The following is a 13205-nucleotide window of genomic DNA, read 5'->3' as shown; positions in this document are numbered from 1 at the left end:
CAAGCTCAGCAGGTAACTTACGTTTGCGAATACTTGCTTTATCGGTCTGCTCGAGCACATTAGAAATCCACTCAAGAGGGATATGTTTCTGAAATGTAGATAAAGAGTCAGGAGTGGCGAATATATCTGTATCAAGTAACCAATGACTAAGCATAAAAATACCCTCATAATCAAAAGATGATAAGGGTATTGTGAAGCAACCAAAAGATCGGTCAACCGATCAAAAATACCTTAACTGATCGGTGTTAGCGCCTAAGGCGCTTTTTTATTTGTTTAGCAGTACATTAGTGGTCGTGACCACACCCACCTTCGCCATGTACGTGGCCGTGAGTTAATTCATCTTCTGTCGCATCACGTACTTCTAGTATTTCTACATCAAAGTTAAGTGTTATACCTGCAAGTGGGTTATTACCATCTACAATCACTTCTTCATCTTGGATATCGATGATCATTACTGATTGGTCACCATCATCTGTTGATGCACGAAATTGCATGCCAACTTCAATTTCCATACCTTCAAACATTGATTTAGGTACTGCTTGCATTAGGTTTTCGTGGCGCTCGCCGTAACCTTCTTCAGGTTCAACCTTTACGCTAAGCGTGTCGCCTGGTTGCTTGCCCAGCAAAGCATTTTCTAGGCCTGAAATTAAATAGCCTGTGCCAATGATAAAGTGTAGTGGCTCACCACCGAACGAGTTATCAATGCTATTGCCATCATTATCCATTACTGAATAATGCATTTTTACCACTTTGTTTGCCGCAACGATCATAGTCATTCCTATTTATTCATCTTCAAGAGAGTAGGGTAGAGGCAGAATGCTTAGCTCCACCTGAGGTGTGTGTTTTGCACGAAGTACCTGAGTTACATCAGTATCGTTTGGCAACACAACGAGGCCTGTTAATTTATTTGTTTGCTCATCAAAGCTTTGTGCAATAAGTTTACCTGCACGGCGCCAATTTTCGCCTAATTGGGTTTCTAAATCAGGCTCTGAAAGAATCCCTTCGCTTTGCCCTGAAACGATATACATTGCACGTTTATTTTTACCAAGGTACTTCATACGGGCTACTGTTTCTTGACCGGTATAACACCCTTTTTTGAAACTTATACCGCCAATAGCATGTAGGTTTACCATTTGAGGAACGTACTCGCCAATTGCATCTGCACTTAGCTGAGGCTCACCGGCAAGCATCGCTGCTTGTTGCCAAGGGGCTTCGTTATCAAGTGTGGATACGTTATCAGGCATGCTAAATTGGTTATCAACCATTATTAAAACACGGTTATCAGCTAATTTTAGCGCTTTACCATTCGTAAAATCACACGCGCTTGCATCGCCTTCAAAGCTAATATCAAGTTGTGCCAGCACATCCGATAAATCATCACCAATTAAACCAATTAAACGCTTTGAGCATTCAGTAATATCAACTTTTGCAAATACAGCGTATTTTTTAAGTTCAGCTAATGATTTTTCAACTTCAGCTTGGCTACCCGCAAGGTAGTAACTATCTTGGTAAGAAAATAATTTAAATACACCCCAAAGTTTACCTTTGGCGCTGCAATGGCCAGCCCACAAATAATTACTGCTGGTTAATTTATTTAGATCTTGAGTGATTTGTCCGTGCAAATAAGATAATTTATCAGCACCGCAGAGGCTAATAAGTTGATGAGATAACGGACATGAATAAACGCTCGACATAAAAACCTTCTTTGCAATATAAATGAAGTGACATAATAACGCAGTTGTTACGTATGGTACAGACAAGCGCTTATTGGTGCGGGTTTATTATTTAATGAGAGATTAATAGCTGCTAAATAGGCTTGTGTTTGTTAAACTCGAGTCAATTAAGTATGAGGTTTAAAATGGTTGAAATTCATAGTAAAGCACGTATTCGTTGGGCTTGTCGTCGTGGCATGTTAGAGCTAGATGTTTTGTTTATGCCGTTTGTAGAAGAAGCATACGACTCTTTGAGCGCAGAGCAACAGGCTATCTTTCAGCGTTTGCTAACAGAAGAAGACCCTGACTTATTTGCATGGTTTATGGGTCATGAAGAATGTAAAGACGAGCAGTTAAACGGTATGGTTTCGCTGATCTTAGACCGAGTTCGTGTATAGGTTTACGGTTACAAATAATAAAGCTGACCACAAACCAATTGTGGTCTTTTTTTGTATGCTCAGTTTTATATTATGTTTATTTTTAGATTCACTATTAGCTATGCTTTTTTGTTTAATAATAAATGCACTAGCTGGCTTGATAATGTGGCGCAAAGTATTAGCAATTCACCCAAATGAGGGAATTATAATATTAGAACCAAAGTTATTTAGATTTGAGGGCGAGAGCTTAAAAATTCAGGGTGAAATAAGTAACAAAAGCCGATTTTATGGTAATAATATATGGCTTCATATTAAAGGTTTTAGTAACAACCATTGGCTTATAATTTCAGCCAATGGCGTTAATGAGCAAAGTTATGCGCGTCTAAAACGTGCCACTGTCGGCGCAATTAATTGCGTTTTGGAGTCAAAATAGTCGGCGTTGGATTTTCACTTTGTTCAGGGTAATCAATAGTGTAATGCAAGCCTCTGCTTTCTTTTCGCTCCATAGCACTTCTAATAATTAGCTCTGATACTTGCACTAAATTACGAAGCTCAAGTAAGTTGTTACTTACTCTAAAGTTTGCATAGTAATCGTGTATTTCTTGCTGTAGCAACTCAACTCTATGCAGTGCTCGTTCTAAGCGTTTAGTAGAGCGTACAATACCTACATAATCCCACATAAATAAACGTAGTTCATGCCAGTTATGGGTAATAACAATTTCTTCATCTGAGTTACTAACACGGCTCTCATCCCAATGAGGAAGCGCCATCGGCTCTGGTGCATGTTCAATTTTACTTAAAATATCTTTAGCTGCAGCGTGGGCAAATACAATGCACTCTAATAGTGAATTACTTGCCATACGGTTTGCACCATGCAAGCCTGTGTAAGCAACTTCGCCAACAGCATACAAGTTATCGAGATCTGTTTTACCGTTAAAGTCGGTCATTACGCCACCACAAGTGTAATGCGCAGCAGGTACAACAGGGATTGCTTCTTTTGTTATATCAAGCCCTACACTTAGGCATTTTGCGTAAATAGTAGGAAAGTGCTCAATAATAAAGTCTTTATCTTTGTGGCTAATATCTAAATAAACACAATTGGCGCCTAAGCGCTTCATTTCAAAATCGATTGCGCGTGCCACTATATCGCGTGGAGCAAGCTCTTCACGGCTATCAAAGTCTTTCATAAACCGAGTTCCATCAGGGCGCTTTAAATAAGCCCCTTCACCGCGCATGGCTTCGGTAATTAAAAAGTTTTGTAGCTCTGGATGATAAAGACTTGTTGGATGAAATTGATTAAATTCCATGTTGGCAACTTTACAACCTGCACGCCAAGCCATTGCAATACCATCACCACTTGATACGTCTGGATTAGATGTATATAAATACACTTTACTTGCACCACCGGTTGCAAGAGCAACAAATTTAGCTGAAATGGTTTCTACCTTTTTAGCTTTTTTGTTCCACACATACATGCCTTCAATGTGTGAGCCTGTTTTTCCGGCGCTTTTATCTGTGATTAAATCAATGGCGTTGTATTGCTCTAAAAGCGTTATATTTTTATGAATTTTAACTTGGCTGATAAGTGTTGTTTGCACCGCTTTGCCTGTTGCATCGGCTGCATGCAATATACGACGATGGCTGTGACCACCTTCACGTGTTAAGTGAAAACGCTCTTTTCCTTTGCTATCAAACTCCATATCAAAGGGTACGCCTTGGTCGATTAACCACTGTAGGCAATCGTGAGCATTGCTGGCGGTATAATGAACAGCGTCTCTATCGCATAAACCGCCGCCTGCATCGAGTGTATCTTCAACATGAGATTCTATGCTGTCGTTTTGTTTATCAAATACAGCAGCTATACCGCCTTGGGCATACAAAGTAGAACCTTCGGTAAGCGCTCCTTTACTGATCACGGTAACGTTACAATAATTAGCTAGAGATAATGCAAGTGATAAGCCTGCTGCGCCGCTACCTATAATAGCGACATCTGCAATGTGATGTTTATTTTGGTTCATGTCAGAGGTACTTTGCGGTTACAATGCTCATATAGAGCAATATTTGTTTTTAATATCTGTAGTTGTATCATATTTGTCATACTACTACGTAGTGATTTTAAAGGCTTAGCGCCGTTATTATCATCTATTTTATAAAAAAATAATATTAAGCAGAACTTTTTATTCATAAAGAGGTCAGAGTATTTGTGAACAATGACGACAATATGAATAACAAGCAAAAATCAGACATAGGAGTACCGGCTCGAATGAGCGAGCAGGAATTAGATTTAGTGCTAGTAAAAAGGGTCCAGCAAGGAGATAAAAACGCCTTCAACCTATTAGTAAAGAAGTATCAAAACAAAATTGCAGGTTTGATCTCACGTTATGTATCTAACCAAGGCGATATTGCTGATGTAGCACAAGAAGCTTTTATTAAAGCTTACCGTGCACTTCCTAACTTTAGAGGTGACAGCGCCTTTTACACGTGGTTATACCGTATTGCCGTTAATTGTGCTAAAAATTACTTAGTAGCCCAGGGGCGTAAGCCGCCAGCAAATGATATAGACGCTGAAGATGCCGAGTTTTATGATTGTGCAGATTCAATGCGATCGAATGCATCTCCTGAAAACCTACTTTTAAGCGAAGAAGTACGCGCTGTTATTTTTAATACGATTGATAGTTTGCCTGAAGATCTTAAAACCGCAATCACCCTTAGAGAAATAGAAGGGATGAGCTATGAAGAAATAGCCGTGGTAATGGATTGCCCAGTCGGGACTGTGCGTTCGCGTATATTTCGTGCCCGTGAAGCAATAGATAACAAATTAAACCCATTAATAGGCGAGTCTTAGTATGACAAAAGCACACCTTAACAAGTTAGATAACGAAGCGTTATCGGCATTACTTGATGGCGAGCAACATCTAACTGATGCAAAAATTGCAGAGCAAGATGTAACTACGTTTGGCCGTTATGCGTTAATTGGTGATGCGATGCGTGCTCAAAAAAATAATAACGACATACATATTGATATTAGCGATCGCGTTGCATTAGCACTAGAAAGCGAGCCTGTTTATGCTGACTTTAGTCAGTCAAAAACACAGCCTCAAGCAATCACTGAAACAGTACAAGGTAATAAAGTAGTCGCTTTTAATTGGCGCAAACCAGTTGCCCAATTAGCTATTGCAGCAAGTGTAGCGATGTTTGCTATTGTGGGCGTTAATACGCTTCCTCAAAGTAACAATGAGCAGCAAAGTGAAATTCCATTACTGCAAACCACACCGCTAGCAGGTATGGCCTCGCCAGTAAGTTATTCGTCTGAGCCTGCGCTTGAAAATGCTGAGCAAGGTTTACGTGAACTACAGCAACAGCGTATTGGTGCGTTAGTTCTTGAGCATCAACGCCAAGCACGAGTTGCGAATTCTTTAGAAACAGCGCAAACTAATACCAAAGCGTCTGAGGAAAAAAACTAATTAAATGAAAGTAATCACTTTTGTTCTGTCGTTGGTAGTAAGCTTTAATGCATTTGCCAACGACACAAATCCTGCCAAAGATTTATTACTCAAAATGGCTAATGCCGTTCACACCCGTAATTTTGACGCCTCGTTTGTGGTTGTCAAAGGTAAAACAATGGAACCCTACCGATGGGTGCATGCTTTACAAGGTGACACCGAACTTGAGCATTTAAGTTTACTTAACGGTGCTGGGCTTGAAATGGTCCGTATCGATAATCAAGTTACTTATTTTGAACCTCAGTCTGAACCATATTCTCTAAAAACAGATTCAATAGCAGGTCCAATCCCTGAAGTACTTTTTAAAGATATAGATCGCTTAAGTGCGCATTATGATTTTGTACTAGGCGGAAAAGGGCGTATTGCAGGGCGTGCAGCGCAACTTGTTCGCATTGAATCTAAAGACGAGTATAAATATAATTACTGGATTTGGTTGGATATGGAATCGTCGTTGTTACTAAAAGCAGCGTACGTTAACCATGAAGGAGAAGCCTTAGAGCAGTTACAGCTTACACATATTAGTGTGACAGAGCAGCCAGCCGGTATGCTAGTTGAAGTGCTCAATCGAAACTTTCCAACGCCTTTGCCAAACAATGCACTTATAAATGAAGATAGTACTGCCACTAATTGGAAAATCAGTTGGTTACCAGATGGCTTTGAGTTGCTAAAATCAGACAGACATAAGCTCGATTTAAATAACGAGTTAACTGATTATTACTTGTTCTCTGATGGTTTTGTTGAGGTTTCTGTATTTATTCAGCGCCCATTACCAGGTAAGCGTTTAAGTGGAGCACTCACTTCTGGTGCAACGACAGTATATGTGCATAATGGCGGTAATTTTGATGTATCGGTTGTTGGTAATGTACCGAGTATGACCGCAAAAGCGATTGCAGAGTCAGTTACTCGCGCACTATAGACGATTCCGTAAGGATTGTTATGATTGAACAAACCCTCACTGTTGTGGCCCTCGATGGCCACATTGCTCATTTAGAAGCACAGCAAAAACAAGCTTGTGAAGGCTGCAATGGTCGTTGCGGCTCACAAGTGTTTAGTAAATTATTTGGCACTGCAAAAAAAACCTTTCCTTATAAATTTGAATCCTCAGTAGAAATAGGGCAAAAGGTCACTTTGTCACTAGATGATAGTCATGTCGTTAAGCATGCTTTTGCGGTTTACATGCTACCGCTCCTTTTGAGTCTTGTTTTTGCATTTGTTGCGGCGCAATTGTTTATAGCTTCCGAAGGCTGGCAGATTTTAGCTGCTGCTCTAGGTGGCGTTACTGGCTTTTTTATAGCTAAAACTCGCGTGAAATCTCTAAAGCACGATATAAAAGTTATAAAAATTCACCCAATTAGTATCCCTTTAACTCAAATAGATGGTGATTGACGCCAATTAAATGTAAAATTGCCGTTTTATACCAAAGTAACTTGGAAATACAGGGAATCGTGGTTTTTTAAATTATTTTATCTGACTGAATTATTTAAGTTAAGTAAATATAACTTATTGTTATTCAATACATAAAATGGTTGTAACCCATCTTAAAAAGCGTAAGTACTGTTTGTTATATACAAATTTAGCTTATGGCATCCTAAAGCAAGTATTTTCAAGTCACTTAGGTATTCATATTTAGTCCATTAAAATAGAAGTATAGAATCCAGTTTATGAAGCATATCCGTAATTTTTCGATCATCGCCCATATTGACCATGGTAAATCGACCCTTTCAGATCGTTTGATCCAAGTTTGTGGCGGTTTAACCGACCGTGAAATGCAAAAACAAGTTTTGGATTCAATGGATATTGAGCGCGAACGTGGTATTACCATTAAAGCGCAAAGTGTAACGTTGAATTACAAAGCGAACGACGGCGAAACCTACCAACTTAATTTTATTGATACTCCAGGACACGTTGATTTTACGTATGAAGTTTCACGATCTTTAGCTGCTTGTGAAGGCGCGTTGCTTGTTGTTGATGCAGGCCAAGGCGTTGAAGCACAAACACTAGCTAACTGTTACACCGCTATTGAAATGGAATTAGAAGTAATTCCAGTACTTAATAAAATCGATTTACCGCAAGCGGATCCTTTACGTGTTGCAGAAGAAATTGAAGAGATTATTGGTATTGATGCCCTTGATGCAGTGCAGTGTAGCGCTAAAACAGGTGTAGGTATTGCCGAAGTTCTTGAAATGATTGTTAAAGATGTACCGCCGCCAGTAGGCGACAAAGATGCACCTTTACAAGCACTTATTATCGATTCTTGGTTTGACCCATACCAAGGCGTTGTATCACTAGTGCGTATTAAGCACGGTGAATTACGCACTGGCGACAAAATAAAAATAATGTCGAACGAGCATATACATACTGCCGACCAAGTAGGTGTGTTCACTCCTAAGCAAACCAACACCGGTATTTTAAGAACAGGTGAAGTAGGGTTTGTTATTGCTGGTATTAAAGAGATACATGGTGCGCCAGTAGGTGACACTATTACTCATCAAAAAAATGCAGCTCCACTTCGCTTACCGGGCTTTCAAAAAATTAAGCCTCAGGTTTATGCGGGTATGTTCCCAATTGCATCAGATGAGTATGAATCGTTCCGTGATGCACTTAATAAATTAAGCTTAAACGATGCGTCGTTATTCTTTGAACCAGAGAATTCAACTGCACTAGGCTTTGGTTTCCGCTGTGGCTTTTTAGGTATGCTACACATGGAAATCATTCAAGAGCGTTTAGAGCGTGAATACGATATTGATTTAATTACAACAGCACCTACGGTAATCTATGAGATAGTTACTAAAGAAGGTACATTTCAGATTGATAATCCATCTGATTTGCCTGCAGTAAACGATATTGTAGAGATTCGTGAGCCGATTGTTGAAGCTAATATTTTGGTACCACAAGAATACCTAGGTAACGTTATTACTTTGTGTATTGAAAAACGTGGTAGCCAAACAAAAATGACTTATCACGGAAAGCAAGTAGCTGTAACTTACGAGCTACCTATGGCTGAAGTGGTGATGGACTTCTTTGATAAATTAAAATCAACTAGCCGTGGTTTTGCGTCGCTTGATTATAACTTTAAACACTTTCAAACATCAGATATGGTGCGTGTTGATATTTTAATCAATGGTGAGCGCGTTGACGCACTTGCGATAATTGTTCACAGAGATGGTGCACAGTCTCGTGGTCGCCAGTTAGCTGATGCGTTAAAAGAGCTTATCCCACGTCAAATGTTTGATATAGCGATTCAAGCTGCTATCGGACAACATGTTATTGCCCGTACTACGGTAAAACAATTACGTAAAAACGTAATTGCTAAGTGTTACGGCGGTGATGTGAGTCGTAAGAAAAAGCTACTTAAAAAGCAAAAAGATGGTAAAAAACGTATGAAGCAAGTAGGTAATGTTGAAGTGCCTCAAGAAGCGTTTTTAGCTATTTTAAAAGTTGGCAAATAAAAACAAAGGATTATAAATGGCTGGTTATTTTTCAGTTTTATTGGTGTTATTAACTTTAGGCTCAGGCTTAATATGGTTAATAGATCACTTAATGTACGCCCCAAAAAGGCAGGAGCGCTTAGCGATAGCGCAAACGTCTGCTGGAGCTCCGTTAGATGAAGAAACTGCGGCATTAATTGCACCAGAACCAGTACTAACAGAAACAGCAAAGTCGATTTTCCCGATGATTGCAGCAATTACTATTTTTAGATCATTTATCTTTGAACCGTTTCAAATTCCATCCGGTTCAATGATGCCTACATTATTAGTAGGTGATTTTATTTTAGTACAAAAGTATTCATATGGAATAAAAGACCCTGTTTGGCGTACTCAATTAGTTGATATTGGGCAGCCTGTGCGTGGTGATATTGTTGTTTTTAAATACCCTTTAGATGAAAATGTTGACTATATTAAACGTACAATTGGTTTACCTGGCGATAAAATTGTTTATCGCGATAAACGTTTATATATTCAGCCAAATTGTAAAGAAGGCGAAACCCAGCAGGGTGAGCTTTTATGTAATGAATTCAATAAAATTGATTTTAAACTAATTAATGATAACGAATTTAAACAAGGCCCAATGCCTCTAGCTCGTGTAAATGAAAATTTAACAACAGTTACGCATGATATATTAATCAACCCACAAGCGCCTGAGAGAAAAGGGCGTTACTACCAGCAACCGGGCACGCCTTCTGATGAATGGACTGTTCCTGCTGATCATTATTTTATGATGGGTGATAACCGCGACAACAGCCAAGATGGTCGCTTTTGGGGCTTTGTACCAAAAGAAAACTTGGTGGGTAAAGCTGTCTTTATATGGATGAGTTTTGAATTTGAGAATGGCCCTGATGATATTTTACCAGGATGGGTTCCAACTGGTGTTCGCTTTGAGCGCCTAGGTAATATTCAGTAACGATGAAAAAAAATGTAACAGAATTATATAAAAAAATTGGCTATGAATTTGCCGATCAAGGTTTACTTGAGCAAGCAATGACGCACCGCAGCCACAAAGGCCAGCATAATGAGCGACTAGAATTTTTAGGCGACTCTATTTTAAGCTTTGTGATTGCCAATGCACTTTATGCCAAATTTCCTAAAGCGCGTGAAGGCGATTTAAGCCGCATGCGCTCAACGCTTGTGCGTGGTCAAACACTTGCCGAGTTTGGTCTTGAATTTGGCCTAGGTGATTATTTACGCTTAGGGCCGGGCGAGCTTAAAAGTGGCGGATTCCGTCGTGAGTCAACGCTTGCTGATGCAGTAGAGGCTATTATTGGCGCTGCATTTTTAGATTCAGGTATTGATAGCTGTGGCGATCTTATATTGTCATGGTACGAATCACGATTAGATGCTATTTCACCAGGGCTTAACCAAAAAGATCCGAAGACCCTGCTGCAAGAGTATTTGCAAGCCCGTAAATTATCTTTACCGGGTTACACTGTGGTTGATACCAAAGGCCAAGCACACAATCAAACATTCACGGTCGAATGTATTGTTGATGGAATGGATAGCATAATTTCTGTAGGTAGCTCGCGCCGTAAAGCCGAACAAAAAGCTGCTGAAAAAGCATTGAAGATACTTAAAAATGAACCTTGATACCCTAATACAGCCTCATGAAGGTGATGTAGATACGTTTTGTGGAATGGTTGCTATTGTAGGGCGCCCAAACGTAGGTAAGTCGACTTTGCTTAATGAAATTATTGAGCAAAAAGTGAGTATTACCTCACGTAAACCACAAACCACGCGTCATCGTATTATGGGTATTCATACCGAAGGTAAACACCAAGCGGTATACATAGATACACCAGGTCTACACGTTGAAGAAAAACGTGCGATTAACCGTTTAATGAACCGTGCCGCGTCTAGTTCTATCGGCGATGTAGAGCTTATTATTTTTGTAGTTGAGGGCACTCATTGGAATGCCGATGACGACATGGTACTTAATAAAGTATCGCAAAGTGGTAAGCCGGTATTATTGGTTATTAATAAAATAGACCAAGTTAAAGACCGTGACCTTGTGTTGCCTCATATGAAGTGGTTAAGTGACAAGTTTGATTTTGTTGGAATTATGCCTGTATCGGCAACGCAAGGTAAAAATGTTGATTTAATCAAAGCAGAAGTAACTAAACGCTTACCTCCTTGCGAATTTTACTTTCCGGAAGATTATGTAACTGACCGTTCAATGCGCTTTATGGCAGCTGAAGTAATTCGTGAAAAACTAATGCGTTTTATGGGCGAAGAATTGCCGTATTCTGTAACTGTTGAAATTGAGCAGTTTAAATGGCAAGACAACGGTATTTGGCATATCAACGGGTTAATTCTTGTTGAGCGCGAAACACAAAAACGCATGGTTATTGGTAATAAAGGCGAAAAGCTAAAAACCATTGGTCGTGAAGCCCGTAAAGACATAGAAGAAATGCTTGATAACAAAGTATTCTTAGAGCTTTGGGTTAAAGTTAAGTCGGGTTGGGCTGACGATGAACGTGCACTAAGAAGCTTAGGTTACAGTGAAGACTAAACCAAGCAGTAGCTTAGTGAATGGATAGCGACTTCTACACCGCGTATTTATTACATCGGCGTCCTTATAGTGACTCCCAAGTAATGTTAGATATGCTTGTAGAAGGCGTTGGTCAGTTAAGAATGCTGGCCCGAATTAGTGGTCGCCAGGCCACTAAACATAAAGCACAACTTCAGCCGTTTCAGGCACTGCTTGTTAATTACAGTGGCAAGTACGATTTAAAATATATCAATAAGTTTGAACTGCATGGGAACTCGCACTTTTTAAAAGGTGATGAGCTTTATTGTGGTTTTTATTTAAATGAGCTTACAAATCGTATCGTTCCTGTTAACGAGCCAATTGAACAAGTATTTGAGCTATATAAAACTCATCTATCAAACCTAAACAGCGGGGCTAATTTACAAGAGGTGCTTCGCTCATACGAGTTTCAACTATTGGAATTACTCGGTTATGGCGTGGATTTTAGTTTTGACGCCAGTGGTGAACCAATAGATGAAAAGCAGACGTATAGTTATTTCCCCGAACTTGGTTTTTTAGTACAAGAAGATACACGTTCTGGATTTAGTGGCAAACAACTCAACGCCATAGCAAATCATGACTTTAGCCAAAATGATGTGCTATATATGGCAAAGCAATTAAGTCGCTATTTATTAAAACCCTTATTAGGTAGTAAACCATTAAAAAGCCGCGAGCTATTTATGGCCTCTCAATAAACGTAATTTTACAGGTAAGAAAATGAAAGATATTCTTTTGGGTGTAAACGTAGATCATATTGCAACACTTCGCCAAGCGCGTGGAACAAGCTATCCAGATCCCGCTCATGCAGCCAGTGTAGCAGAGCATGCAGGCGCAGACGGTATTACGATTCACTTACGTGAAGACAGACGCCATATTCAAGATCGCGACGTTTATGTAATGGCTAAAACCATTCAAACTCGTATGAATCTTGAAACCGCTGTTACCGATGAAATGATAAAAATCGCGCTTGAAGTAAAACCTGAGTACGTGTGTTTAGTACCTGAAAAGCGCGAAGAATTAACAACCGAAGGTGGCTTAGACGTAGCCGGTAATATAGATAAAATTAAAGCAGCAACAAAAACGCTTACCGAAGCGGGTATTAAAGTATCGCTATTTATTGATGCAGATAAAGCACAGTTAGATGCAGCCAAAGAATGTGGTGCTCCTTATGTAGAAATACACACAGGGGCGTACGCTGATGCAACAAATGATACTGATTTACACAAAGAGTTAGAGCACATTCGTGAAGGTGTAAAATACGCAGCAAGCTTAGGTTTGATTGTTAACGCTGGCCATGGTCTTCATTATCATAACGTGAAACCAATCGCTGCAATGCCTGAGATTTATGAGCTAAATATTGGTCACGCTATTATTGCTCGTGCAGCTATAGATGGGCTTGAAAAAGCCGTACGTGACATGAAACGATTAATGATTGAAGCAAGAATGTAAGATAAGAAAATATAAGTATTTAAAAAAGCTTAATTAAAAAAACGCGGTAAATACCGTAATGCCGATCAGTTAAGGTTAATTGATCGGTTGACCGATCTAAATGATCGTGAATAATCCGTAATTAGTTTCGCTAATTACGGTTT

Annotated in this window: 16 protein-coding genes; 12 read left to right on the top strand and 4 right to left on the bottom strand. The window is 39.5% G+C overall.

All coding sequences use genetic code 11. From position 1 onward, the window contains the following. From QL998_RS15025 to QL998_RS15015, 3 genes are all read right to left on the bottom strand, one after another. A partial coding sequence (locus QL998_RS15025) for a transposase domain-containing protein (protein ID WP_182198119.1) occupies window positions 1–154 on the bottom strand: 154 nt, incomplete at its 3' end. A 130-nt stretch (window positions 155–284) separates the two neighbouring features. Continuing rightward, window positions 285–770, bottom strand: coding sequence for a peptidylprolyl isomerase (locus tag QL998_RS15020; protein ID WP_002958726.1), 486 nt, complete (start codon window positions 768–770; stop codon window positions 285–287). A gap of 12 nt (window positions 771–782) precedes the next feature. Then, the gene (locus QL998_RS15015; RefSeq protein WP_165742748.1) at window positions 783–1694 is read right to left on the bottom strand and encodes a folate-binding protein YgfZ; all 912 of its coding nucleotides are present in this window, start codon (window positions 1692–1694) and stop codon (window positions 783–785) included. Window positions 1695–1858: 164 nt separating this feature from the next. Here QL998_RS15015 and QL998_RS15010 point away from each other — a divergent pair, with 164 nt between their 5' ends. Beyond that, on the top strand, window positions 1859–2110 hold the full coding sequence (locus QL998_RS15010; protein WP_002958724.1) for a succinate dehydrogenase assembly factor 2: 252 nt from the start codon (window positions 1859–1861) through the stop codon (window positions 2108–2110). Window positions 2111–2165: 55 nt separating this feature from the next. Continuing rightward, on the top strand, window positions 2166–2522 hold the full coding sequence (locus tag QL998_RS15005) for a hypothetical protein (protein ID WP_024604708.1): 357 nt from the start codon (window positions 2166–2168) through the stop codon (window positions 2520–2522). On the opposite strand, the gene nadB is transcribed toward QL998_RS15005, so the two are convergent. Beyond that, window positions 2497–4107, bottom strand: a complete 1611-nt coding sequence (gene nadB, locus QL998_RS15000; RefSeq protein ID WP_002958722.1) for an L-aspartate oxidase — start codon at window positions 4105–4107, stop codon at window positions 2497–2499. The genes QL998_RS15005 and nadB overlap by 26 nt on opposite strands. Window positions 4108–4352: 245 nt before the next feature. Between nadB and rpoE the strand changes: the two genes are divergently transcribed. The 10 genes from rpoE to pdxJ all read left to right on the top strand — a co-directional run bounded on the left by rpoE (window position 4353) and on the right by pdxJ (window position 13062). Further along, a complete protein-coding gene (gene rpoE, locus QL998_RS14995; RefSeq protein ID WP_002958721.1) occupies window positions 4353–4934 on the top strand; it encodes an RNA polymerase sigma factor RpoE in 582 nt (193 codons plus the stop codon). 1 nt (window position 4935) lies between these two features. Next, on the top strand, window positions 4936–5553 hold the full coding sequence (locus QL998_RS14990) for an RseA family anti-sigma factor (protein ID WP_165742747.1): 618 nt from the start codon (window positions 4936–4938) through the stop codon (window positions 5551–5553). A gap of 4 nt (window positions 5554–5557) precedes the next feature. Further along, complete coding sequence (locus QL998_RS14985; protein WP_024594972.1) at window positions 5558–6508, top strand: MucB/RseB C-terminal domain-containing protein; 951 nt, start codon at window positions 5558–5560, stop codon at window positions 6506–6508. A gap of 20 nt (window positions 6509–6528) precedes the next feature. Next, entirely contained in the window at window positions 6529–6978 is a 450-nt protein-coding gene (locus tag QL998_RS14980) for a SoxR reducing system RseC family protein (RefSeq protein WP_024594973.1), read from the top strand. 275 nt (window positions 6979–7253) lie between these two features. Further along, on the top strand, window positions 7254–9041 hold the full coding sequence (gene lepA / locus QL998_RS14975) for a translation elongation factor 4 (RefSeq protein ID WP_002958717.1): 1788 nt from the start codon (window positions 7254–7256) through the stop codon (window positions 9039–9041). 16 nt (window positions 9042–9057) lie between these two features. Beyond that, window positions 9058–9993 (top strand): signal peptidase I, encoded by a 936-nt coding sequence (lepB, locus tag QL998_RS14970; protein ID WP_024604704.1) that lies wholly within the window; start codon window positions 9058–9060, stop codon window positions 9991–9993. Between the two features lie 2 nt (window positions 9994–9995). Further along, window positions 9996–10673 carry a ribonuclease III gene (gene rnc, locus QL998_RS14965; protein WP_002958715.1) on the top strand — a complete coding sequence of 226 codons (678 nt, stop codon included), beginning with the start codon at window positions 9996–9998 and terminating at the stop codon, window positions 10671–10673. Further along, window positions 10663–11595 (top strand): GTPase Era, encoded by a 933-nt coding sequence (gene era / locus QL998_RS14960; RefSeq protein ID WP_002958714.1) that lies wholly within the window; start codon window positions 10663–10665, stop codon window positions 11593–11595. Before rnc ends, era begins: the two co-directional genes overlap by 11 nt. A 20-nt stretch (window positions 11596–11615) precedes the next feature. Next, a complete protein-coding gene (gene recO, locus QL998_RS14955; RefSeq protein WP_002958713.1) occupies window positions 11616–12308 on the top strand; it encodes a DNA repair protein RecO in 693 nt (230 codons plus the stop codon). A gap of 22 nt (window positions 12309–12330) precedes the next feature. Continuing rightward, a complete protein-coding gene (pdxJ, locus tag QL998_RS14950; RefSeq protein WP_182197901.1) occupies window positions 12331–13062 on the top strand; it encodes a pyridoxine 5'-phosphate synthase in 732 nt (243 codons plus the stop codon). Window positions 13063–13205 lie beyond the last annotated feature (143 nt).

It is taken from the genome of Pseudoalteromonas sp. APC 3691, from assembly GCF_030408135.1.
Classification (GTDB): Bacteria; Pseudomonadota; Gammaproteobacteria; order Enterobacterales; family Alteromonadaceae; genus Pseudoalteromonas.
This window is presented reverse-complemented; position numbering and strand designations above follow the sequence as displayed.